Genomic DNA, 23,723 nt, shown 5'->3' on the forward strand with positions numbered 1-23,723 from the left:
CGTCACTTTCTCCATTTTTTCTTTTAAACTATTTAAATTGACTTATACTATAAATATAATTTTTTTAGTCTTAATTAGGATAATTACATTCTTTCTACACTTTCCATACCTAATAAATCTAAACCTTGTTCTAAAACATTTTTAACAAGATTTATTAAGCTTAACCAAGATGATTTTTTAGCCTCATCTTCTTCTGATAATATTCTTGTATCATTATAGAACTTATTAAAGTTATTAGATAACTCATAAAGGAATTCACATATTTTATGTGGAGCTCTATCTCTAAAGCTTAATTCTATAACTTCATTAAATTTAGCTAATTGAAGCATTAACCCTCTTTCAGATTCACTTTGAGGCACTGATATAATATTTTGAGCTTTAAATTCCTCTGCCTTATTTAATATAGACTTAATTCTTACAATTGTATATAAGATATATGGACCAGTATTTCCTTCAAATGAAGCAAATCTATCTATATCAAACACATAATCCTTAGCTGCTTGATTTGATAAATCACCATATTTTAATGCCGCTAATCCAACTTTTGAAGATATTTCTTCAACATCTTCTTCTGCTATATTCTTATTATCTTTAAGCTTTTCTTTACCAGCTTCCTTAATCATACTTATTAAGTCTGCAAGTCTCATTACCCCACCTTCACGAGTCTTAAATGGCTTACCATCTTTTCCATTCATTGTACCAAAACCAATGAAATCTAAAATAGTACCTTCATGTGCTATTCCTGATTTTTTAGCAGCTCTAAAGAATTGCTCATAATGAAGTCCTTGTCTCTTATCTGCAAGATATATTATTTCATCAGCTTTCATATCTCTAACTCTTTCTACAACTGTAGCTAAATCAGTAGTTCCATATAAAGCTGCTCCATCAGATTTTAATAATAATAGTGGTGGAACTGGACTCTTGTCAGTTTCTTCACTTACATCAAATACTAAAGCTCCTTCACTTTCTTTTGCAAATCCTTTTTCTTTTAACTCTTCTATCATTGATGGAATTAATTTTTGTGCATCACTTTCGCCATTCCATAATTCAAAATTAACATCTAACGCTCCATAATTTTTCTTTAAGTCAGCAACAGAAACATTTAATATATGTTTCCACAAAGCAAAATACCCTCTTCTTCCTTGTTGAAGTTCAACTGTAGCTTGCTTTGCAGCTTCCATTACCTTTTCATCACTTTTAGCTAATTTACTTGCATATGGATATATTTCTTCAAGTTCATCTATTGTAAATGGTGCTTCTTCTGGATATTCTCCAGTAAAGTTTTCATCAAAGTATGGTAAAGAAGGATTTCTTCTCTCAACTTCTGATATTACCATTCCCATTTGAAGACCCCAATCTCCTAAATGAACATCTCCAATAACATCATGACCTAGGAATTTTGCAATTCTCTTTATACTTTCTCCTATTATTGCAGATCTTAAATGCCCTATATGTAAGGGCTTAGCAACATTAGCTCCACCATAATCAACAACTATTTTTTTAATTTCTGTTGTTTTTGAGACACCAAACTGTTCATCTTTATTCATTTCATTAACGTAATTTACTAAAAATTCATCATTAATATTCATGTTAATAAACCCAGGAGCAACAGCTTCTAGCTTTGCAAACATTCCATTACCCTTTAATTTTTCAACAACCTCTTGTGCTATTACCATTGGTGCTTTTTTATGCTTTTTAGCATTTGCTAAAGCTCCATTACATTGATATTGACATAAATCAGGTCTATTAGATACATTTACCTTTCCTGTTTCTTTATCATATCCAAGTTCTTCAAAAGCACTTTTTACTACATCATTTATTTTTTCAATAAATATTTTCATAACTTTACCTCCTCTTATTTTAAACATATAAAAAAACCGCCTCTTTTCATTCAAAGAGACGGAATATTTCCGCGGTACCACTCAATTTAACTAAAAATTTTAGTTCACTTAAAACTTTAACGCAGTTAACGGCTTACCCTTATATAAATATTATACTCAAGCAGCTTCTCCAAGGTCCTATTCCTTATTCCATATTTTGCAAGGCTTACACCCTCCCTCACTCGCTGTAAAATATACTTGAATAAGTACTACTCTTTTCTTAGAATTTTATATTTTTAATTATTTCACCATAACAATAATTTATTCATTATTTATTATTATATATGTTTGAATAATACATTTCCACAATAAATTATTTAAATCATAAATTCATTAAATGTTTTTAGACTTATTTGCACATTTTTCAATAGCACTTATAACAGTATTTCTAAATCCATTTTTCTCAAGATCTATTACAGCTTCAATAGTAGTTCCCCCTGGTGAACAAACTTCATCTTTAAGAACTCCAGGATGTTTTCCTGTTTCTAATGCTAACTTTGCTGAACCTAATATAGATTGTTCTGCTAGTTTATATGCTTTTGCTCTAGGTAATCCTAACTTAACTCCTGCATCAGCCATTGCTTCAATAAACATAAATACATAAGCTGGTGAGGATCCACATAATGCTATAAATGCATGAAAATCTTTTTCTGCAATCACTTCATACTTTCCAAATAAATTATATAACTTACCTATATAATTTAATTCTTCTTCAGATACATTATTATTAGGACAAATAGCAGACATTCCTTCTCCAACTAATGCTGGTGTATTTGGCATTGTTCTAACTAACTTAATTTTCTTACCAAACCATTCTTCTATTTGCTCTATTGTAACGCCTGCTGCTATTGAAATAATAATAACATCTTCTTTAACTACATCTTTTATTTCTTCTATAACTTCCTTAAAGAAAAATGGCTTTACAGCTAAAAATATTATATCTGAATTTTTAGTAACCTCACTATTAATAGTTGTTGCCTTTACATTAAATTCTTTAATTATATTCTGAGCAGAAGTATTACTTTTTGTAGAAACCATAATATCTTCATTATTTATATCTTTTGACTTAACTAATGATCCCAACATGGCCTTTCCCATGTTTCCACATCCAATAAATCCAATTCTTTTATTCATAAAACACACTCCTTAGACTAGTTAGTAGTTTTATTAGTGGCAAGTGGAAAGTGGCAAATTTTCTGTTGAAACTACTTAGCGTAGTTTCTTATATTTATACTTTCAAAAATTCAGCATAAGCTGAATTTTTTCCTTAACTTGAAACTTGTCACTCTTAACTAACTAAGTTCTATTCTTTATGTACCAGTTCTAAGTCTGCAAACTTAGAATGTGCTCCAATCCATGCCATTTTAACAGTACCAACTGGGCCGTTTCTTTGTTTTGCTATGATACATTCACCAATACCTTTTTCTTCTGTTTCTTTATTATAATATTCATCTCTATATAAAAACATAACAACATCGGCATCTTGCTCTATTGATCCAGATTCTCTTAAATCAGATAACATTGGTCTATGGTCTGCTCTTTGCTCTGGTGCACGTGATAACTGTGATAATGCTATTACAGGACATTCCATTTCCTTTGCTAATGCTTTAATAGATCTTGAAATTTCAGATACTTCTTGTTGTCTATTATCACTTCCTGCACTACCAGACATAAGTTGCAAGTAATCAATAAGAATCATATCAATTCCATGCTCCATTTTTATTTTTCTACACTTAGATCTCATATCCATAACACTTATACCAGCAGTATCATCAATATATATCTTAGCATTAGCTAAAGGGCCTGTTGCTCTTGCTATTCTTTCCCAATCATCATCTTCTAAGTTACCTGTTCTAAGTTTTAACATATCAACATTTGCTTGCGAACATAATAATTTATAAGCCAATTGCTCCTTAGACATTTCTAGTGAAAATATAACTACACTTTTTCCTTCTTTTAATGCTGCATTTTCTGCAATATTTAAAGAAAAGGTTGTTTTACCCATAGAAGGCCTTGCTGCAATTAATACCATATCACCTTTTTGAAATCCAGATGTTTTAGCATCTAAGTCCTTTATTCCTGATCCAACCCCTGTTATGGCTCCTCTATTATTGAATAATCTTTCGATTTCTAAAAATCCTCTTTCAAGAACATCAGAAAGAGCTTCATATTCCTTAGAATCCTTCTTTTCAGCTATATCAAAAACCTTTTTTTGTGCTAAATCTATTACCTTTTCTACATCTCCACCACTATTATAGCTTTCTTCTATAATTGATGTAGATGCTTTTATTAACTTTCTTAAAGTAGACTTTTCTTCTACTATTTTTATGTAAGAACTTAAATTAGCTGTTGTTGGTACAGATGAGCTTAGCTCTGATATATAAGTAACTCCACCAGCTTTATCTAGCATATCAGTAGTTTTTAAATATTCTAATATAGTAACTAAATCTACAGCCATATCTTTAGCATACATTTCCCTGATAGCCTTATATATAACCTTATGACCATCTCTATAAAAATCATCTTCATTAAGTTTTTCAAAAACCTGAGCAATAGCACTTTTATCTATTATCATTGCTCCTATAACAGATTGTTCTGCCTCAATGCTTTGCGGTAAACTTCTCATCATAGGCGATTCCATAAGCAACCCACCTCCAAATTTATAATCAAATAAACATAATCAATTTTATTTCTCATAAGCATATTATACAAAAACTTAATTTACCTATCAATTTGAATAATAAATATATTTCTTCACATAATAAAATTAAGCTTCCTATTAAAGGAAGCTTAATCTACATTACTTCTCAAATACTATCTCCATAAGTTCCTCTATATGACTTATAGATTTAACTTCTATATCTTCAAGTCCTAGAGGGACTTCTTTTTCATTATCTTTAGGGATAGCAACAAGCTTAATTCCCTTTCTTCTAGCACCATATATCTTTTCAAATATGCCACCAACTGGTTTTATATTTCCTCTTAAAGAAATTTCCCCTGTTATAGCAACATCTTGACGAATTGGTCTTTCAGTAAGAGCACTTATTATACAAATAGTTATTGCTGCTCCTGCTGATGGTCCATCAATTTTACCACCACCAATTACATTTACATGTATGTCATAATCGTTAATATCTATATCTGTAATTTTTCTTATTACAGATGCAGCATTAAATACAGAATCCTTTGCCATAGATCCAGCTGTATCATTAAATTTTATAGTTCCATGACCTTTCTTTTTAGCCTTAAATACAGTAGATTCAATTTCTATTGTAGAGCCTAGGAATCCACTTACTCCTAATCCATATACATGACCTACTTCATATTTATCTAAGCTATCAATTCTTTCAAATGGTAAATATCTTCCTATAGAAATAACTTCTTCAACATCTTTTAAAGTTATTTCATTATTTGTTTCATCACCATCTTTATTAAATAATGAATATCCATATGCATCAGCTAATATATTTACTGCTTTTCTACCTTCAATAGTGTATTGACTTATTAATTCTCCAACACCATCTTCTAGTCCCACATGTAACTTTTCTGAAGCATTGTCTACTATCCCCTTAATATCATTAGATGACAATGGTTCAAAATAAACTTCTGTACATCTTGATCTTAAAGCTGGATTTATTTGACTTGGATCTTTTGTAGTTGCACCTATTAATACAAAGTCAGCAGGTGCACCTTTTTCAAATAAATATCTTATATATTCTGGTATATTTTCATCATCTGGATCATAATAAGATGATGAAAATTCAACTCTTTTATCTTCTAAAACCTTTAATAACTTATTTTGAAGTATATCATCCAATTCACCAATTTCATCAATGAATAATACACCTCCATGAGCTTCAGTAACTAATCCAGTCTTTGGTTCAGGAATACCTACTTCTGCTAAATCTCTCTTACTTCCTTGATAAATAGGATCATGTACAGAACCTAATAAAGGATTTGTTATTTCTCTTGGATCCCATCTTAATGTAGTTCCATCAACTTCAACAAACCTTGAATCCTCATCAAAAGGTGTAAATTTTAATTTTTTAGCAGCTTCTAAAGCAAGTCTTGCAGCTGAAGTTTTACCAACCCCTGGTGGCCCATAAAGAATTATGTGCTGTGGGTATGGTGAATACATTTTTGATATTAATGATCTTATAGCTCTTTCTTGACCAACTATCTCATTAAAGTTTTCAGGTCTTAAAAGTGACATTACATTTTTATTAATATGCTTAGCATCTAACTTTTCTAATCTTTCTAACTTTGCTGTAGTTTTAGTATTTTCTTTTCCTTTTTGCTTTTTTATTATAGAAACTCTAAGTTCATCCATGAACTTATCTTGTCTTTCTACTAGTGCCTTTTCAACATCAGCCTCTATTTTATTTTGAACATATTTTTTAGCTATATTTTCTGATATCCAATAAAGAACATCTTCTAATGCCTTTTCTAATTCATCATCAGCTGGCACAACCTTAGCTCCATTTCCATCTGATGCTATAACATCTAATGCATATATACGCTCATTTATATTTGATGAGTTTACATACTTTTGAAGTTTAAATCTTATAGTCCTAGCTCTAATAGCCCCTTCATCTAAAACATTTTTAAGAACATCAAATAATACATTAACCTTTGCTTCTATTGGCAAATTCTCTTGTAATATATCTTCTAATTTGGCTCCTTTGTTATATAAATCCAATGTTAGTCCTCCTTATTGTTTAGGAACAATATTAACTTTCATTTTTGTAGATACCTCTGGATATAACTTAACCTCTACTTCATATGTTCCAGCAACCTTTATAGTATTTACAACAACTTTCTTTTTATCTATTGATAAATTAAATTCACTATTAATTGCTTCTGCTACATCCTTATTAGTTATTGCTCCAAATAATCTTCCATTATCTCCAGCTTTAGCATTTATAGTTACTTCCTTACCTTTTAATTCAGCTGCTAATTTTTGAGCTGCTTCTAATTCAGCAAGTTTTTTCTTTCTTTCATTTTCTTTTTTTGCATTTACTACATGTAACGCATTTGCTGTAGCTTCTTCTGCTAATTTTCTAGGAAATAAATAATTTCTTGCATATCCATCTGATGCTTCTATGACATCACCTTTCTTTCCCATCTTTTTAACATCTTGTAATAAAATTACCTTCATATTATAACACCTGTCCTTTAACGTTTTTATTCTTTAATTTCTAAATGCTTATTAATTGCTTCCTTTAATAAGTTAACAGCCTCATCTATTGTACATTCTAACTTAGCTCCAGCCATATTCATATGGCCGCCTCCACCAAGTTCTTCTAATATAACTTGAACATTAACTTCCCCAGTAGATCTTCCACTAATAATAATAGAATCATTTATATTGCATAAAACAAAACATACATCTATTCCTGATATACCTAACAACTCATCTGCAGCTCTTGCTACTATTACAGTATTGTTAACACCACTTGGACAAACTGCAATTGCTAAATTTTCATGAACTTCTGCATTTCTTATAGTATCTGATATAAGTAAATAATCATCTAAACTATCAGTAAACATTTTTTTTACTTCTATTGTGTCTGCACCTAATGATCTTAAGAATGCTGCTGCATCAAAAGTTCTAACACCAGACTTAAATTGAAATCCCTTTGTGTCCATAAAAATTCCACCTAAAAGTCCTTCTGCTACTATTTTAGGTATTCTTGGTTTTTGTAGCATATATTGAATTAATTCTGTTACCATTTCTGAAGTTGATGATGCATATACTTCAATATAATTTAATAATGCTCCCTCTATTATATCTGGACTTCTTCTATGATGATCTATTATTATCTTTCTATTAATTCTTTCCACAATATCTAAATTATTTACATACCCTTTATTATGCACATCTACTATAATTAATAAAGTTTTATCATTAATATTTTTTTCAGCTTCCTCACTAGATATAAATAAATTATCATATTTATCATCTTTTTTTAATTTTGTCATATAATAATCAATTGCAGTTATATCATTATCTATTATTATGTTACAATTTTTCCCCAACTGCCTTATAGATGACCATAGCCCTATAGATGCTCCCAATGAATCCATATCAGGATTTTTATGTCCCATAATAAATATATTGCTGCTTTCAAATATCAATTCTCTTAAAGCTTGTGCAATTACTCTTGCTCTTACTCTAGTTCTTTTTTCTAATTCACGAGTATTTCCACCAAAGAAAGTTATTTTTTCATTATTTTTAATAACTGCCTGATCTCCACCCCTACCTAATGCTAATTCTCTTGCAGTCATAGCATTATTGTAGTTTTCTTGTGGATTATCTCCACCCCTACCAATTCCAATACTTAAAGTAACTTCTAACTTATTTCCCCTATCTATATTAGAAATTTCATCTAAAATATTAAACTTACAATTAATTTCATCATTTATATATTTATCTTGTACTGATAAACAATATTTATTATATTCATATTTAATAATCATAGCTTTTAATTTCTTACTATAAGAATTAATTGCTTTTTCTACTTCAGCTGCAAGCATAGGTCTATTTGCTTCATCAGTTCTTTCTAATGCCTCTGATAAATTATCTACCTCTATTAACATTATGCTCTCTCTTGTTGAATATAAATCTCTTAAATTGCTTACTTCATTAAAATATACTAAATACTTTGCTTCATTATATTTAATATTTTCACCACTTATATTATTAGCATATATACTGTAAAATGTATCTTTTATCTTTACTCTTTGACCTAAATCTTTATCACATTTTAATAATTTATGCAAATCAAGATTTCTTCCTATACTAAGTATATTTTGCTCCTGTAAATCTAATAAATTTAGCTCTTCCTTTAATCTCTTATTAGCCCACAATATATTTCCTTCATTATCAATTAAAGCTATTGGATATGACATATTTGAAATATTATCATTTATATTTGCCTTAATTTCATCAGTTAAAGTATTCATCTTTTCATTTTGTATTTCATTCTCAATATTCAAATATTCCTTAAAAGCTAGATATACAATTAATATTGTGCTTGCTAAATAAAAGTATCGAAAATAATACAGTATTATTGTAAAAATAATTACTACAATTAATATTAATAAAGACCTGTAAATTTTGAGCTTTTGTTTCATAAAAGCCTCCTAAATTTTATATTAATAACGCCCCTTAATATGATTTTGAAGCTTTGTTAAACTTCTTCCCTCTTTTTCATATTCATGCTCTTCAGCTATACCTAATTTTAATTTTTTTCTCAATTCATCATCTACTTCATTACAGCTATACCCTAACTTTTGTGCTAAAACGTATAAAATTAAAATAGCTCCTGCTATACAATTTAATATAGAATCTTTTGCAACATTTGTTCCTCTTGTTAATAATGAAAAAAACTCGCCTATAATGCACAACAAATTTGCTTTAAGTTCCTCTATAATTTTTATGTTTGCCATAATATTTAGCTCTTCTTTTTTCTTCATTGAACTCTCACCCCTATTTATACCTTGTATTTATATTTTAATTATTTTTCGTTATTAATGCAACTAAATAGGCAAACCTATTACAAATTATGTAATTTTTTTATAATATAAAAATAAAAGGGGCTGTCGCACTAAAAATTTTATACACAATATATTGTTTAAAAAAATAAAAATCAACACAATATATTGTAGTATTTATTCTTAATGCGACATCCCCTAATAAACTAATTACTATTCAGTTGTGAATGGTAATAAAGCTATGTTTCTTGATCTCTTGATAGCATCAGTTAATTGTCTTTGATGCTTAGCGCAAGTACCAGAGATTCTTCTTGGAAGAATCTTACCTCTTTCTGTAACAAACTTTCTTAGTCTGTTGATATCTTTGTAATCTATTGATTCAGCTTTATCTACACAGAAAGCACATACTTTTCTCTTAGATCTTCTCATTTTTCCAGATCTTTTCATCTCTCTCATGATGTTTCCCTCCTTATAAAATAATTAGACTTTATTAAAATGGCATATCACCATCATCTACTGGAGTCATATCTCCAAATCCCATATCAGGACCTTCTGTTGGAGCACCCCATGTTGAATTATCAGAATTTCTTGAGTATGAATTGCTACCACCGTCATTAGCAGAACCTATGAACTCGAAACTTTCAACAGCTACATCAGTAGTGTATCTTTTTGTTCCATCTTGAGCATCATAACTACCTGTTCTTATACTTCCAGTAACAGCTATTTGTCTACCCTTTGTAAGGTATTGTGTAATTGTTTCTCCAGTTTTTCCAAATGCTACACAATTTATAAAGTCTGTTTCATCTTTTTTAAATTGTCTGTTTATAGCAACAGTAAATCTACAAACTGCAGTACCGCTACCAGCTGCATATCTTAATTCTGGATCTTTTGTAAGTCTACCAATAAGTATAACTTTATTCATTCAAATACACCTCTTACGCTTCGTTTTTAACGATTATGTGTCTTATAACACCATCAGTAATTCTGAAAACTCTGTCTAATTCTTTTGGTAATTCAGGATTAGCTTCGAAGTTAATTAAAGTATAGTAACCTTCGTTAACTTTGTTTATTTCGTAAGCAAGCTTTCTCTTACCCCAGAAATCAACATTTTCAACTTTTCCTCCACCGTTTTCTATAACACCTTGGAACTTTTCAATGTTAGCTTTAACAGCTTCTTCATCAAATGATGGGTGTAATATAAATATAGTTTCGTACTTTCTCATCATTTTCACCTCCTTTGGACTTTACGGCTACATTTAAATGTAGCAGGGATTACAATTTAAAATTTTATCATTTTATTTTATACTTTTCAAGTATTTTTATTTCAATTACTTGTTTTAATGACCTTTTTTGCATCTTTTTGGAATTTTGATCGTGGTATCATGACAATTCTCCCACATCCCACACATTTTATTTTAATATCTGCGCCTAGTCTAATTACTTCAAATTCCTTACTTCCACAAGGATGCTGCTTTTTCATTTGAACAATATCTCCTAAATCAAATGTTTCAATCATAATACTTCCCCCTTTTGTTAGTGACAAGTTGCAATTCTTTTTCACTTAAATTTTTATATTATTTAAAATTAATCATTTTTTATTATTTTAGTCTTTGGATATGGAATTTCTATTCCTACATTATCTAATTCTATTTTTATTTCTTTTCTTAATTCCCTTTCCATTTCCCATTGACTTAGTGGCACTGCCATTCCAATTACTCTAATTGTAACGCCTGAAGAATTTAAAGAATTTACTCCTAATACCTTTATATCTCCCCTAATTTTATCTTCATGTTTTTCTTGAAATTTCTTATTAACTTTTTTAATTAACTCTATAGTTTCATCAATATTTTCTTCATATGCAATTTCAACATCTACTATAAATCTAATATTTCCTCTAGAATGATTAGTTACTTCTAAAACAGAACCATTTGGAATCAAATGTAAGTCTCCTGTAAAATCTCTTAAATTAGTTGTTCTTATTCCAATACTCTCAACTATCCCTTGAAATTTTCCAATTGTTACATGATCACCTATTCCATATTGATCTTCAAATAAAATAAAAAAACCATTAATAATATCCTTAACAAGACTTTGTGCTCCAATACCAATTGCAAAGCCTCCAATACTAACTAATGCTACAGGTATTTTAGTTAATATATCATATAACATCGTTGCTATTCCTATAATATATACACTATATTTTAATATACTTTTAAGTACTCCACCAATTGTTATGGCCTTTTGCGGATCTAATGAAAAAGCCATTTTACTTTGTACTTGCTTATCAACAAACTTATTAATTAATTTATTTCCTATTTTAATTGAAAAATACATTAAAACAGCTATAAAAATAAATACTATAGCCTTTTGTATTATTAAGTCTAAATTTATTTTTTTAACAAAAAATTCAAATAACTTTCTGCCTGAATAAATCCAGTTTGTAAATGCATACATTTTTGTACCTCTTTTATTCTATTTAATTAATATATATTCTGTTTCATTTCGTTTATATATATTTTTAAATTCAATTTCTTTATTTTCAATTATTGAATTTATTTCATCATCATTTTCAATTCTTACACAAATTCCACAACTTTGAGTAATTAATGTTGGAGTTGGCATAATCCTAAACTTGTAATTTTTCATAGCTAACTTTTTATCAGCAGTCATAGCATCATGTGTATTTTTAAATACTATTATATAGTAATTCATTCATCTTCCTCCTTAATATTAATATATTTAATTATATTATAACGTTTTTTTTATTTTTATAAATATTTAATATATTAATATATTTTTACATATTTTCCCTAGATTTTGTTGCAATTTTATTTATTTTATTATAATATTTGAGCATATTTATTATAATACATATATTTGTTGTAATTAAAATTAAAGGAGTAATATATGAAAGTTTATTTAGACAATGGAAGCACATCTTTTCCTAAACCTAAAGCTGTAGCTGATTCAATATATAATTATTTAATTAATAATGGAGGCAATCCTGGAAGGTCTAACCATGAAAAATCATTAGAAGCTAATAGAATTTTATATGATACTAGAAATGAAATTTGTGACTTTTTTAATTTTAAAAAGACAGAAAACGTAATTTTCACTAATAATATTACATCATCTTTAAACATTTTAATTAATGGAATTATTAAAGATGGAGATCATATAATAACTTCATCAATGGAACATAATGCAGTAATTCGTCCACTATATAATCTTTCTCAAAATTTAAATATAAAATTAGATATTGCACAAGCTAATTCTCAAGGATTAGTTGATATAAATTCAATAAAATCCCTTATTAAACCTAATACCAAACTAATAATAATCACACATGCATCAAATGTAACTGGCTCTATTCAACCAATTAAAGATATAGGTAAACTATGTAAAGAAAATAACATTTTCTTTATATTAGATAGTGCACAAAGTGCTGGTGTTCTTGATATAGATTTTGAGGAATTTTTCTTAGATGCATTAGCCTTTACTGGCCATAAAAGCCTTTTAGGTCCTCAAGGTATTGGAGGTTTTATAATTAATAATAAATTAAATGAAATTTGTACACCTACAATTTTAGGTGGTACAGGGAGTTTATCTCATTCATTAACTCAACCTGATTTTTTACCTGATAAATTTGAATCTGGAACACTAAATATTCCTGGAATTATAGGACTTAATGAAGCAATTAAATTTATAAATAATGAAGGCTTAAATACAATTTATGAACATAACAGTTATTTAAGATCATATTTAATTTCTGGATTATTAAATATTCCAAATTATAATATTATTGGTACTTTAGATAGATCACTTTCTACATCTTGTGTTTCTATAACTCACTCAAAACTTGATGTAAGTGAATTATCTTATATTTTAGATTCTGAATTTAATATTAGTAACAGAAGTGGATTACATTGTGCACCACTTGCTCATAAAACAATAGGAACTTTTCCAAATGGTACTGTTAGATTAAGCGTTGGTTATTTTAATACAACTGAAGAAATTAAATATACCTTAGATTGTTTAAATAAAATAAATAATATTTATAAATAATATTATTATAATGTATATGTTCCATTATTATTGTCGATACTTTCAATAGGAGGGTATTGATATGAATGATTGCTTTACATTAGATTCATTATCACCTAATTCTCATTCAGAACTAGGTGATTATTTATATATAAAATTAAAAGATATTAAATCTCAAAATCGTCCTATAATATTTTTATGTATAGGTACTGACCGTGCAACTGGAGATTCTTTAGGACCATTAATTGGATATAAATTAAAGGATTTATCTCAAAAAAATATTTATATTTATGGTTCATTAGAATATCCTATTCATTCAGTTAATTTAGTAGAAATATTAAATAAAATTAAATGTAATTTTAAAAATCCATTTATCATTGGAATAGATGCCTCCTTAGGTGATGTACAGCAAATTGGCAAAATATTTATTGAAGACTTACCATTGCATCCTGGTTTAGCTTTAAATAAAAACTTACCTGAAGTAGGAGAAATGAATATAAAAGGCGTTGTTAATATTTCTGGAAGCTTAGATTTCATGATGCTTCAAAATACTAGATTATTTGTTGTCATGTCATTAGCTGATTGTATATCTAACGGAATTAAATATTTTATAAATAAATGTATCTCAGATAATACTTTATTATCTTATGATTAATATCTAAATATAAAATGACATAGCCATAATAAATTTTTTTATTATAACTATGTCATTTTTTAATTTTTACTATTTATTGCTTCATTTAATACATGAATTTCTTCTTCTGATAAATCATATCTTGATATTCCCTTATCAATAGGCTTTGCATAAGTTGTGCTATCATGCCTAGAATATATTCCTGTTATAATAACACCATCATTAAATGAATCTAATATTGCTACTGAAAAACTTAAATCACTTCCAATATCCTCAAAAGCTTTATATCTCATTATAGCAATTTTATTTACACACCCTTTCATTTCTTCAGAAAGATTCTTACATTCATTCATTGCCATTTCTGATTTTTCAAGTGCTTTTTCAATGTTATCTAAATTATCATTAATAACTTCCTCTAAGTTTTTATTATTAACTCCCCTCATCATCTTTCTATATTTCTTTTCAAGCTTATTTACAGATGATAATAATATTAAATTCATTATTAATAACAATACAGTTATTATTATTAATCCTATAACTATAAAGATTGAATATTGACTGATTATTTCTATTATTTTGTTCATCCTTTGCTACTTCCCTTCAAAATGTTTCACGTGAAACATTTATAAATTAATTATTTCTAGAATTCTTTGTAAATCTTCCTCTGAGTAGTATTCAATTTCAATCTTACCCTTATTATTTTTATTAGTTACATTAACTTTAGTACCAAAGTAATTTTCTAACTTTTCTATAACTTCCTTATAATATGGGTTAGTTTCCTTTTTGGCTTTACTTTTGCTTGCTTCTGATTTAGTTTTTAGTTTTCTTATTAAAAATTCTAATTCTCTTACTGATAATTTATCATCAATAACATTTTGTGCTAATTCACATTGAAGTTTACTATCTGTAATAGCTAATAACGCTCTTCCATGCCCTTCTGAAATAACTCCTTCAATAATATATTGTTGAACATCCTCACTTAGATTTAATAATCTCATAGTATTAGTTATTGCAACACGTGATTTTCCTATTCTTTTACTTAATTGTTCCTGAGTTAAATCAAAATCACTTATAAGCTTTTTATATGCTATAGCTTCTTCTATAGAATTTAAATCTTCCCTTTGAATATTTTCAATTAATGATATTTCTAGTATTTGTTTTTCTGTTAAATCCATTATTACAGATGGTATTTCTTTTATTCCTATATATTTTGCTGCTCTCCATCTTCTTTCTCCAGCAACAATTATATACTCATCTTTATCTTTTCTTAAAATTAATGGTTGAATAATTCCATTACTCTTTATAGATTCAGCAAGTTCCATGATTTTTTCATCATCAAATGATTTTCTTGGCTGACTTTCATTACTCTTAATTAAATTAATATCAATTAAAGAATATCCATTATCATCATTTTTATCTTTACCTTTTTTAGGTTCTAAAATTACAGTATCTTCAGGTATAAGAGCATTTAGCCCTTTACCTAATCCAAACTTTTTACTCATAATTTTCACCCTTTCTATTGCTTACTTAAAAATTCTTTAGCAAATTTCTTATATGCTATAGCACCTTTACATTTATCATCATAAAGCATTATTGGTAACCCAAAGCTTGGTGCTTCTGCTAACCTTATGTTTCTTGCAATAGTTGCATCATATACTTTATCATTAAAGAATTTTTTTGCCTCATCATACACTTCATTGCTTAAGTTAGTTCTATAATCATACATAGTCATTAATACACCTTCTATATCCAATGACTTATTTAATGATTTTTTAACTAATTGAATTGTATTAATTAGTTGTCCAACACCTTCTAATGCATAAAATTCACATTGAATAGGAATTAATACAGAATCAACAGCTGTTAACGCATTTATAGTTAAAACTCCTAATGATGGTGGACAGTCTATAAATATAAAATCATATTGATCTTTTATTTTAGATATTTCTCTTAAAAGTATAGTTTCTCTATCTTTTATACCTATAATTTCAACTTCTGCACCAGCTAACTCCATAGTAGATGGGGCTATGTATAAATTAGGAATTAATTCACTCTTTATAATAACTTGTTCTAATGAAGCATTATTTGTTAAAACATCATACATTGAAACTTCTAAATTTCTCTTATCTAAGCCTAATCCACTAGTAGTATTTCCCTGTGGATCTATATCTATTGTTAATACTTTATATCCTTCCATAGCAAGAAAAGCACATAAATTTATATTAGTAGTAGTTTTTCCAACTCCACCTTTTTGATTAAAAATACAAATTTTTTTCATTGATAAAAAGTCCTCTTTAAGGACTCCACCCCCTTCCCATATTTATATTATATATATTTTCCGTTAATAGTTAAAGATAGACTTACTAAAAATAAAGTTAAATTTATATAATTAATGTTTCACGTGAAACATTAATTATATAAAATGGGGGATGTCGCATTAAGAATAAATACTACAATATATTGTATTAATTTTTATTTTTTAAAACAATATATTGTGTATAAAAGTTTTAGTGCGACAGCCCCTTTTAAAATTTTATTTATTTTTAGGAATAGAAACAGTTATTTCAATAAATTCATACTCATCTTCAAGCTTATATTCACTTGGAATATTAAATTAAATCTTCTTCATTAAAAATTTTCTTGATTGATATGTATCGAGAATTTATTATTTCTTTATTCATTTGTGTACAATAATTCCTAATAATTTATTAATTAGCCTATCCTATTTTCATATAAAGTTTATTTTAAATTCTATTGTTAAAATAATAAGCTTACTAATAAACGTTTAAAACCTTTTACAATATAATAATTTATTTTTATAACGGTTTTTTAGTAATTGTTCCAGCTTTTCTTGGATAAGTCTTAGAACATGGGTTTAATTTTTTAACTTCAACTATATTATGCTTAAGATCTGTTTCTTCTATAGAAACTTCTATTATTTCTTTAAGTTCTCCACCTAATGTCTTAATTGCATTAGTTGCATTTTTAAGTTCTTCATCAACAGATGGACCCTTTAATGCTACAAAATATCCATCTTTCTTTACATATGGCATACAATATTCAGATAAAACTGCCATATTAGCTACAGCTCTTGATGTTGCAACATCAAATTTTTCTCTTAATTCTGGTTTTCTTGCTCCATCTTCTGCTCTTGAATGAATAGTTGTAACATTCTTCAATCCAAGTTCTCTTACAACTGTATTTAAATAATTAATTCTCTTATTTAATGAATCTAAAAGGGTTACTTTAACATTAGGATTCATTATTGCTATTGGTAATCCTGGGAAACCAGCTCCAGTTCCAACATCTATTATTGTTTTAGCATTTTTTATAGCATCTGATTTAAAAGCCTTAATACAATCTATAAAATGCTTTTTTATAACTTCCTCATCATCTGTAATAGCTGTTAAATTAATTTTTTCATTCCACTCTTGAAGAAGTCTCATATATTTTATAAATTGCTCATATTGTAATTCTGTTAATTCTAAACCTGCTTCATTTACAGCTCTTTTCATTAAATCAAAAAATTTCATGTTATCCCTCCTGATTCTTCTTCTTATATTGATGTTCTAAATAAATAAGTAATACAGATATATCAGCTGGTGAAACTCCTGATATTCTTGAAGCCTGACCTATACTAACAGGTCTTATTGCACTTAATTTTTGAATTGCTTCAACTCTTAATCCTTTTACATCATTATAATCTATATTTTCAGGCAATAATTTTTTTTCAAATTTTTTGAATTGCTTTACTTGATCTAATTGGCTAGCTATATATCCTTCATACTTTGCTATAATATTTACTTGCTCTCCAATATCATCTGTATAATTAGGCCTTTCTAAATCTAAAGGAGCTAACATAAAATAATCCAATTCAGGTCTCTTAACTAATTCATACATACTTATAGGCTTCTTTAATTCTGTTGAATTAAGACTAACTAAAAATTCATTATTTTCTTTTTTATTAGTTATTTGTAAGTTCTTTAATCTCTCAACTTCATTTTCTATATTAGCTTTTCTAGTTAAGAATCTATTGTATCTTGCATCTGTAACTAACCCAACTCTTCTTCCTATTTCAGTTAATCTAAAGTCTGCATTATCTTGTCTTAATAACAATCTATATTCAGCTCTAGATGTCATCATTCTATAAGGTTCATTTGTTCCCTTTGTAACTAAATCATCAATTAAAACTCCAATATATGCATCAGAACGAGTTAATATCATTGGCTCTTCACCTTTAATTTTTAATGCTGCATTAATTCCTGCAACTAATCCTTGTGCAGCAGCTTCTTCATATCCAGAACTTCCATTTAACTGACCAGCTCCATATAAGCCTTCTATAGTTTTAAACTCTAATGTTGGTTTTAATTGCATTGGATTAATTGAATCATATTCAATTGCATAAGCAGTTCTTAAAAATTCTACATTTTCAAGTCCTTCTAATGTTCTATACATCTTAATTTGAACATCTTCTGGTAATGATGATGACATTCCACCAACATACATTTCTAAGGTATCTTCACCTTCTGGTTCAATAAATATTTGATGTCTATTCTTATCTGGGAATTTCATAATCTTATCTTCTATAGATGGACAATATCTAGGACCTACCCCTTCAATACTTCCATTATATAATGGTGATCTTCCTATATTTTCTTTTATAATATTATGTGTTTCTTCATTAGTATAAGTTAACCAACATGAAACTTGCTCTCTTTCTAACTTATCATTCATAAATGAAAATGGTACTATTTTTTCATCACCAGGTTGTTCTATCATTTTTGAAAAATCTACTGATTTTCTATTGATTCTTGCTGGCGTACCAGTTTTAAATCTTCTCATTTCTATTCCAAGATCCATTAAGTGTTGAGTTAATTCATTAGCTGGTGCTAAACCATTTGGACCACTATTATAAATTGCATCTCCAATTATTACTTTTGCTCTTAAATATGTACCTGTTGTTAAGATAACTGACTTACAATTGAAGAATGCTCCATTTTTAGTTAAAACACCAACAACTTTTCCATCCTTAACTTCAACATCAATAACTTCAAGCTGTCTTACCTCAAGGTTTTCTTCACTTTCTAAAATATTCTTCATTCTATTTTGATATTTTTTTCTATCAGCTTGTGCTCTTAATGAATGTACTGCTGGCCCCTTTGATGTATTAAGCATTCTTGATTGAATAAATGTTTCATCTATATTAATTCCCATTTCACCACCAAGTGCATCAACTTCTCTTACTAAGTGCCCCTTAGCTGTTCCTCCTATGTTAGGATTACATGGCATTAATCCAATTGCATCTAGGTTTATTGTACATACTAATGTTTTTAACCCCATTCTTGCTGTTGCTAACCCTGCTTCACAACCTGCATGACCTGCACCAACTACAACTACGTCGTATTCTCCTGCATTATATATCATTTTTTCACTCCTACTTTCCGACACAGAAATCTCCAAATATCTTATTTACTAAGTCCTCTTCTAATTCATCACCAGTAATTTCATTTAAAGCTCGTAATGCTGAAGTTACAAAAATAGATATTAAATCTAAATATTCATTCATTCTTACTTTACTTAATGCCATTTCAGCATTTTCTAATGCTCTAAATAAAGCTTGCTTATGTCTTGAATTAGATATAATTAGACTTTCTGTATCAATTTTTCCACTAAAGAATAAATCTTTTATAGTATTTTTTAAATCTCCTAATCCAATTTCTTCTTTAGCTGATATTTTTATTATGTTATCAAAATTACTTATTATGTTTTCATCTATTTTTGATTCTAAATCTATCTTATTTAATATAACTACACATTTTTTATCGCCAACAGAATCAATAATTTCTTTATCTTCATCATCTAATTCTCTTGATGAATCTAAAACTAATAATACTAAATCAGCTTCTTGAATCTTTTCTCTTGATCTTTCAACTCCAATTTTTTCTACAATATCTTCAGTTTCTCTAATTCCTGCTGTATCTATTATTTTAACTGGAATTCCATCTAAATTTATGTACTCTTCAATTATATCTCTTGTTGTTCCTGCAATATCAGTTACTATTGCTCTTTTTTGTCTTAACAATGCATTTAATAAAGATGATTTTCCTACATTAGGCTTACCTACAATTGCTAAACTTAATCCTTCTCTAATTAATTTTCCTTCATCTGCACTTTTAAGAAGTGAATTCATTTCATTTATAGATTTTTCTAAGCTTTCGGCAACTTTTAATGGAATACTTGGGTCTATTTCTTCATCATCTTCAGTAAAATCTACTGCAAATTCAACTAATGCTAATATGTTAAGCATATATTCTCTTAACTTATTAATTTCTCTTGATAAATATCCATTACTTTGCATTAATGCTGATTTCATTGCTAAATCAGTTTTAGCCGTTATTATATCCATAACAGCTTCAGCTTGAGATAAATCAATTCTACCATTTAAAAAAGCTCTTTTTGTAAATTCTCCTGGTTCAGCTAGTCTTGCCCCAGCTTTTATTACTGTTTCTAAAACTTTATTAGTTGAAACAACTCCACCATGGCAATTAATTTCTATTGTATCTTCTGCTGTAAAACTTTTAGGTCCCTTCATAAAACTAATAATTACTTCATCAATAAGTTCATTAGTTTCTACATCATAAATATGTCCATACTTCATAGTATAAGATTTCATATTTTTAATATCATCATTGCTTTTAGGTTTAAATATCTTTGATGCTATATCTAATGCTTTATCTCCTGATATTCTAATAATTGCAATACCACCTTCACCTAAAGCAGTAGCTATGGCACATATTGTATCAAATTCTTTCATTTATTAGTCCTCCGGATTTTCCGTTTTTTTAATTATTATGCCCTATTTTCGCTATTATTCATTTTACATAACTATTTTATATAAGTCAAAATTATAAAAAATAATAAGAGAAGACCAAAATTGGTCTTCTCTTATTATTTTTTTAAACTTATTATTACTCTTCTAAAAGGTTCTTCACCTTCACTGTAAGTTATAATATCATTAAATTCTTGCAATGTAGAATGAATAATTCTTCTTTCATATGGATTCATAGGTTCTAATTTATATGGCCTTTTAGATTTTCTTACCTTATAAGCAACCTTTTGAGCAACTTTTATTAAGGTTTCTTCTCTCTTTTTTCTATAGTTTTCAACATCTAACACAACTTTCTTATAAATATTGTTATGATTTTTGTTTACTACTAAAGATAATAAATATTGAAGTGAATCTAAGGTTTCCCCCCTATAACCTATTATTAATCCCATTTTTTCACCACTTAAATTAACATTTATAATATCATTTTCTTCTTTAATATTAATTTTAGCTTTTATATCCATAGATTTTAATACATCTGTTAAAAACTTTTCAACTTCATCTATGGCACTTTTCTTTTTAGTTATTTTAATTCTTGCAGGTTTATTACCTATTAAATTGAATATTCCCTTACTACCCTCATCAATTATCTCAATGTCGACTTCTTCCTTTGTAAGCTTCAATTCATTTAATGCATTTTTTAAAGCCTCATCAACTGTTTTACCAGTCATTTCAATTGTCTTCATACCCTTTTCACCACCTATAAAATTGATAGTTATCTCTTTTTAGTTTTTGGTGTAGCTTTTTTAGCCTTTTGAATTTTAGCTTGTGCTTCTTGCTCTTCTTTAACTTTTTTCTTTTGCATAGCTGGACGATAATTTAAGAAATATGTTTGAATTAATTGAATTATTCCTCCAGTGATCCAATAAAGTATTAATATTGGTTGAAATTGAAGAGCCATGAATCCCATCATACCTGACATCACTATATTCATAGTACTCATATTCATACCACCTTCTTGTTGTGGCATTGATTTACTTAATAATAGAGATGGAATATACGTACTTAACGCTGCTAATATAGCAAGAATTATAGAAACAAATCCTATTCCTTTTGGATAAGCAAATATATCTGGAATAAATAAGAATGATGTATCTGCTCCTGGTGTTGCTTGTATATTTCTAAATACTCCATATAAAGCAAATAATATAGGTAATGGTAATAATGATGGTAAACATCCACCAAACATACTAACATTATTTTCCTTCATTAATTTAGAAGTTTCTAATTGTAACTTCTGAGGATCATTTGCATACTTCTTTTGAAGTTTTTGCATTTCTGGTTGAATTTCTTGCATTTTTGCATTTGATTTTGTTGCCTTGATATTAAGAGGTAATATTAATAATCTTATTATTGCTGTAAATAAAACTATTGCTAATACATAGGAAACTCCTTCTGCATTCTCTGATACCCCTAATGATACAATTAAACTATGTAAAGCATCGAACATTTTCGTCATTACATTTACAATTGCACTCCACATTTTAATAGCCTCCTTATTTTACAGGGTCATATCCTCCATTTTTATTAAAAGGATTACACCTTAAAATTCTCATTATAGATAAAAATCCTCCTTTAAGTACACCATATTTAGTAATTGCTTCTACTGCATACTGTGAGCATGTAGGAACAAATATACATCTTCTAGGCCTCATAGGAGAATAATATTTTTGATATAGCTTTATAAACTTTAAAAGCAAATTTTTCATTTCAAATATATTCCTGCCTTTTTCAATAAGTTTATCATAGCTGCTTCTACATCGCTATATTTTTTTTCATTTATAGCACTTCTAGCTACGAAAACAAAATCATATCCCGGCTTAATGTCATTAACATTTAACCTATAGCTTTCATATATAAGTCTTTTACTTCTACTTCTAACTACACTATTTCCAACTTTTTTACTTACTGAAATACCTAATTTATTATATAATTCATTTTCTTCAGTAATATTTTTCTTATTATTAAAAACATATAAAACTAATAACTTGTTTGCATAAGACTTTCCTCTTCTATAAACAAGCCTAAATTCTTGGTTTTTTCTTAATTTATATATCATAAGTTTTAATAAACTCTCCTTAAAATTCCTGCACTTGCAGAAAAAAGGCCACAAAGTGCGGCCCTTATGCTGTTAATTTTTTTCTACCTTTTTGTCTTCTTCTCTTAAGAACAGTTCTTCCTGAAGCAGTGCTCATTCTTTTTCTAAAACCATGTTCTTTTTTTCTTTGTCTCTTTTTTGGTTGGTATGTCATGAACATTCGAAATACACCCCCTTTGAGTGATTTATTTATAGTAAAAACTATATTTCTCAATTTAAAGTTACCTTATCATTATATATATTTCCCTTTTTACTGTCAATATGAATTAACTTGTACAAAACTGTTGATAATTTTATTCACAGTTTAAAAATTGTGGATAACTTATTGATAATTTGTGAACTTTTATGCTATTATTAAATATACATGTGAATAAATATGTGAATAACTTAACTTATCCACATTTGTGGATTAATCTGTGTATAACTTGTTCAATATTTCTTAATAACTATATATTTATGTAGTTATTATTATCAAAAATAGGGCATTTATTCGCTGTCAATAATATCTATGTTTATAAAATTTAAAACTGTGGATAACTATAATGCAATTAAGTTATCCACATCTACCTGTGAATATGTTATTAACTTTATCCACTTTATCAACATCAGCTTGTCTCTGTTAATAACTTTGTTGATAACCTGTTAATAACTTTTTAAAATTTCTTTTTTTGGAGGATAGCTTAA

At 27.9% G+C, this 23,723-nt stretch carries 26 protein-coding genes and 1 other annotated feature; of the genes, 2 read left to right on the plus strand and 24 right to left on the minus strand.

Translation table 11 applies throughout. The annotated features are described in order from the left end of the window. Positions 1-83 precede the first annotated feature (83 nt). The 13 genes from argS to ACUN06_RS13490 form a co-directional block, all read right to left on the minus strand. Entirely contained in the window at positions 84-1,841 is a 1,758-nt protein-coding gene (gene argS, locus ACUN06_RS13430) for an arginine--tRNA ligase (protein WP_294162263.1), read from the minus strand. A gap of 51 nt (positions 1,842-1,892) precedes the next feature. Continuing rightward, positions 1,893-2,111 (minus strand) — a binding site (T-box leader). Positions 2,112-2,213: 102 nt separating this feature from the next. After that, positions 2,214-3,014, minus strand: coding sequence for a pyrroline-5-carboxylate reductase (gene proC / locus ACUN06_RS13435; protein WP_291735522.1), 801 nt, complete (start codon positions 3,012-3,014; stop codon positions 2,214-2,216). Between the two features lie 169 nt (positions 3,015-3,183). Then, positions 3,184-4,521 carry a replicative DNA helicase gene (locus ACUN06_RS13440; protein WP_291734093.1) on the minus strand — a complete coding sequence of 446 codons (1,338 nt, stop codon included), beginning with the start codon at positions 4,519-4,521 and terminating at the stop codon, positions 3,184-3,186. Between the two features lie 159 nt (positions 4,522-4,680). Continuing rightward, entirely contained in the window at positions 4,681-6,579 is a 1,899-nt protein-coding gene (gene lonC / locus ACUN06_RS13445) for a Lon family ATP-dependent protease (protein ID WP_291734092.1), read from the minus strand. A 12-nt stretch (positions 6,580-6,591) separates the two neighbouring features. Then, the gene (gene rplI / locus ACUN06_RS13450; protein WP_291734091.1) at positions 6,592-7,038 is read right to left on the minus strand and encodes a 50S ribosomal protein L9; all 447 of its coding nucleotides are present in this window, start codon (positions 7,036-7,038) and stop codon (positions 6,592-6,594) included. Between the two features lie 26 nt (positions 7,039-7,064). After that, positions 7,065-9,017, minus strand: a complete 1,953-nt coding sequence (locus tag ACUN06_RS13455; RefSeq protein ID WP_291734089.1) for a DHH family phosphoesterase — start codon at positions 9,015-9,017, stop codon at positions 7,065-7,067. Between the two features lie 21 nt (positions 9,018-9,038). Beyond that, positions 9,039-9,359 (minus strand): MazG-like family protein, encoded by a 321-nt coding sequence (locus ACUN06_RS13460; RefSeq protein ID WP_291734088.1) that lies wholly within the window; start codon positions 9,357-9,359, stop codon positions 9,039-9,041. A 231-nt stretch (positions 9,360-9,590) separates the two neighbouring features. Next, the gene (rpsR, locus tag ACUN06_RS13465; protein ID WP_291734087.1) at positions 9,591-9,833 is read right to left on the minus strand and encodes a 30S ribosomal protein S18; all 243 of its coding nucleotides are present in this window, start codon (positions 9,831-9,833) and stop codon (positions 9,591-9,593) included. Positions 9,834-9,867: 34 nt separating this feature from the next. Beyond that, positions 9,868-10,299: a single-stranded DNA-binding protein gene (locus ACUN06_RS13470; protein ID WP_291734086.1), complete on the minus strand. Its 432-nt coding sequence runs from the start codon at positions 10,297-10,299 to the stop codon at positions 9,868-9,870. 13 nt (positions 10,300-10,312) lie between these two features. Further along, positions 10,313-10,600, minus strand: a complete 288-nt coding sequence (rpsF, locus tag ACUN06_RS13475) for a 30S ribosomal protein S6 (protein ID WP_042397239.1) — start codon at positions 10,598-10,600, stop codon at positions 10,313-10,315. A 101-nt stretch (positions 10,601-10,701) separates the two neighbouring features. Next, positions 10,702-10,893, minus strand: a complete 192-nt coding sequence (locus ACUN06_RS13480; protein WP_291734083.1) for a DUF951 domain-containing protein — start codon at positions 10,891-10,893, stop codon at positions 10,702-10,704. Between the two features lie 68 nt (positions 10,894-10,961). Next, positions 10,962-11,831 (minus strand): mechanosensitive ion channel family protein, encoded by an 870-nt coding sequence (locus ACUN06_RS13485; protein WP_294369563.1) that lies wholly within the window; start codon positions 11,829-11,831, stop codon positions 10,962-10,964. 18 nt (positions 11,832-11,849) lie between these two features. Further along, positions 11,850-12,089, minus strand: a complete 240-nt coding sequence (locus tag ACUN06_RS13490) for a DUF3343 domain-containing protein (protein ID WP_291734079.1) — start codon at positions 12,087-12,089, stop codon at positions 11,850-11,852. Positions 12,090-12,284: 195 nt separating this feature from the next. Between ACUN06_RS13490 and ACUN06_RS13495 the strand changes: the two genes are divergently transcribed. Both ACUN06_RS13495 and yyaC read left to right on the plus strand, forming a co-directional pair. Then, positions 12,285-13,442: an aminotransferase class V-fold PLP-dependent enzyme gene (locus ACUN06_RS13495; protein WP_291734077.1), complete on the plus strand. Its 1,158-nt coding sequence runs from the start codon at positions 12,285-12,287 to the stop codon at positions 13,440-13,442. A gap of 61 nt (positions 13,443-13,503) precedes the next feature. Further along, a complete protein-coding gene (gene yyaC, locus ACUN06_RS13500) occupies positions 13,504-14,076 on the plus strand; it encodes a spore protease YyaC (RefSeq protein WP_291734075.1) in 573 nt (190 codons plus the stop codon). 59 nt (positions 14,077-14,135) lie between these two features. On the opposite strand, the gene ACUN06_RS13505 is transcribed toward yyaC, so the two are convergent. From ACUN06_RS13505 to rpmH, 11 genes are all read right to left on the minus strand, one after another. After that, complete coding sequence (locus tag ACUN06_RS13505) at positions 14,136-14,639, minus strand: DUF4446 family protein (protein WP_291734074.1); 504 nt, start codon at positions 14,637-14,639, stop codon at positions 14,136-14,138. 39 nt (positions 14,640-14,678) lie between these two features. Beyond that, entirely contained in the window at positions 14,679-15,557 is an 879-nt protein-coding gene (locus tag ACUN06_RS13510; RefSeq protein WP_449389942.1) for a ParB/RepB/Spo0J family partition protein, read from the minus strand. 14 nt (positions 15,558-15,571) lie between these two features. Next, entirely contained in the window at positions 15,572-16,333 is a 762-nt protein-coding gene (locus ACUN06_RS13515; RefSeq protein WP_291734070.1) for a ParA family protein, read from the minus strand. Between the two features lie 538 nt (positions 16,334-16,871). After that, positions 16,872-17,588, minus strand: coding sequence for a 16S rRNA (guanine(527)-N(7))-methyltransferase RsmG (gene rsmG / locus ACUN06_RS13520; protein WP_291732181.1), 717 nt, complete (start codon positions 17,586-17,588; stop codon positions 16,872-16,874). A 1-nt stretch (position 17,589) separates the two neighbouring features. Then, complete coding sequence (mnmG, locus tag ACUN06_RS13525; protein ID WP_291732184.1) at positions 17,590-19,479, minus strand: tRNA uridine-5-carboxymethylaminomethyl(34) synthesis enzyme MnmG; 1,890 nt, start codon at positions 19,477-19,479, stop codon at positions 17,590-17,592. A gap of 10 nt (positions 19,480-19,489) precedes the next feature. Next, positions 19,490-20,869 (minus strand): tRNA uridine-5-carboxymethylaminomethyl(34) synthesis GTPase MnmE, encoded by a 1,380-nt coding sequence (gene mnmE / locus ACUN06_RS13530; RefSeq protein ID WP_291732186.1) that lies wholly within the window; start codon positions 20,867-20,869, stop codon positions 19,490-19,492. Positions 20,870-21,003: 134 nt separating this feature from the next. Beyond that, positions 21,004-21,627, minus strand: coding sequence for an RNA-binding cell elongation regulator Jag/EloR (gene jag / locus ACUN06_RS13535; protein ID WP_294369558.1), 624 nt, complete (start codon positions 21,625-21,627; stop codon positions 21,004-21,006). Positions 21,628-21,656: 29 nt separating this feature from the next. Beyond that, complete coding sequence (gene yidC / locus ACUN06_RS13540) at positions 21,657-22,424, minus strand: membrane protein insertase YidC (RefSeq protein ID WP_291732190.1); 768 nt, start codon at positions 22,422-22,424, stop codon at positions 21,657-21,659. A 13-nt stretch (positions 22,425-22,437) separates the two neighbouring features. Continuing rightward, a complete protein-coding gene (gene yidD / locus ACUN06_RS13545) occupies positions 22,438-22,650 on the minus strand; it encodes a membrane protein insertion efficiency factor YidD (RefSeq protein WP_291732192.1) in 213 nt (70 codons plus the stop codon). Beyond that, positions 22,647-23,000 carry a ribonuclease P protein component gene (gene rnpA, locus ACUN06_RS13550; RefSeq protein ID WP_291732194.1) on the minus strand — a complete coding sequence of 118 codons (354 nt, stop codon included), beginning with the start codon at positions 22,998-23,000 and terminating at the stop codon, positions 22,647-22,649. Before rnpA ends, yidD begins: the two co-directional genes overlap by 4 nt. Positions 23,001-23,064: 64 nt before the next feature. Then, positions 23,065-23,199: a 50S ribosomal protein L34 gene (gene rpmH, locus ACUN06_RS13555; RefSeq protein WP_032116814.1), complete on the minus strand. Its 135-nt coding sequence runs from the start codon at positions 23,197-23,199 to the stop codon at positions 23,065-23,067. Between the last annotated feature and the right edge of the window lie 524 nt (positions 23,200-23,723).

The organism is Clostridium sp. ETTB3 (assembly GCF_053571985.1).

Bases quoted from the DNA above. Each gene is read 5' to 3' on its own strand.
- argS (WP_294162263.1), bottom strand. From the start codon at position 1,841: ATGAAAATATTTATTGAAAAAATAAATGATGTAGTAAAAAGTGCTTTT.
- proC (WP_291735522.1), bottom strand. From the start codon at position 3,014: ATGAATAAAAGAATTGGATTTATTGGATGTGGAAACATGGGAAAGGCC.
- ACUN06_RS13440 (WP_291734093.1), bottom strand. From the start codon at position 4,521: ATGGAATCGCCTATGATGAGAAGTTTACCGCAAAGCATTGAGGCAGAA.
- rplI (WP_291734091.1), bottom strand. From the start codon at position 7,038: ATGAAGGTAATTTTATTACAAGATGTTAAAAAGATGGGAAAGAAAGGT.
- ACUN06_RS13455 (WP_291734089.1), bottom strand. From the start codon at position 9,017: ATGAAACAAAAGCTCAAAATTTACAGGTCTTTATTAATATTAATTGTA.
- ACUN06_RS13460 (WP_291734088.1), bottom strand. From the start codon at position 9,359: ATGAAGAAAAAAGAAGAGCTAAATATTATGGCAAACATAAAAATTATA.
- rpsR (WP_291734087.1), bottom strand. From the start codon at position 9,833: ATGAGAGAGATGAAAAGATCTGGAAAAATGAGAAGATCTAAGAGAAAA.
- ACUN06_RS13470 (WP_291734086.1), bottom strand. From the start codon at position 10,299: ATGAATAAAGTTATACTTATTGGTAGACTTACAAAAGATCCAGAATTA.
- rpsF (WP_042397239.1), bottom strand. From the start codon at position 10,600: ATGAGAAAGTACGAAACTATATTTATATTACACCCATCATTTGATGAA.
- ACUN06_RS13480 (WP_291734083.1), bottom strand. From the start codon at position 10,893: ATGATTGAAACATTTGATTTAGGAGATATTGTTCAAATGAAAAAGCAG.
- ACUN06_RS13485 (WP_294369563.1), bottom strand. From the start codon at position 11,831: ATGTATGCATTTACAAACTGGATTTATTCAGGCAGAAAGTTATTTGAA.
- ACUN06_RS13490 (WP_291734079.1), bottom strand. From the start codon at position 12,089: ATGAATTACTATATAATAGTATTTAAAAATACACATGATGCTATGACT.
- ACUN06_RS13495 (WP_291734077.1), top strand. From the start codon at position 12,285: ATGAAAGTTTATTTAGACAATGGAAGCACATCTTTTCCTAAACCTAAA.
- yyaC (WP_291734075.1), top strand. From the start codon at position 13,504: ATGAATGATTGCTTTACATTAGATTCATTATCACCTAATTCTCATTCA.
- ACUN06_RS13505 (WP_291734074.1), bottom strand. From the start codon at position 14,639: ATGAACAAAATAATAGAAATAATCAGTCAATATTCAATCTTTATAGTT.
- ACUN06_RS13510 (WP_449389942.1), bottom strand. From the start codon at position 15,557: ATGAGTAAAAAGTTTGGATTAGGTAAAGGGCTAAATGCTCTTATACCT.
- ACUN06_RS13515 (WP_291734070.1), bottom strand. From the start codon at position 16,333: ATGAAAAAAATTTGTATTTTTAATCAAAAAGGTGGAGTTGGAAAAACT.
- rsmG (WP_291732181.1), bottom strand. From the start codon at position 17,588: ATGAAATTTTTTGATTTAATGAAAAGAGCTGTAAATGAAGCAGGTTTA.
- mnmG (WP_291732184.1), bottom strand. From the start codon at position 19,479: ATGATATATAATGCAGGAGAATACGACGTAGTTGTAGTTGGTGCAGGT.
- mnmE (WP_291732186.1), bottom strand. From the start codon at position 20,869: ATGAAAGAATTTGATACAATATGTGCCATAGCTACTGCTTTAGGTGAA.
- jag (WP_294369558.1), bottom strand. From the start codon at position 21,627: ATGAAGACAATTGAAATGACTGGTAAAACAGTTGATGAGGCTTTAAAA.
- yidC (WP_291732190.1), bottom strand. From the start codon at position 22,424: ATGTGGAGTGCAATTGTAAATGTAATGACGAAAATGTTCGATGCTTTA.
- yidD (WP_291732192.1), bottom strand. From the start codon at position 22,650: ATGAAAAATTTGCTTTTAAAGTTTATAAAGCTATATCAAAAATATTAT.
- rnpA (WP_291732194.1), bottom strand. From the start codon at position 23,000: ATGATATATAAATTAAGAAAAAACCAAGAATTTAGGCTTGTTTATAGA.
- rpmH (WP_032116814.1), bottom strand. From the start codon at position 23,199: ATGTTCATGACATACCAACCAAAAAAGAGACAAAGAAAAAAAGAACAT.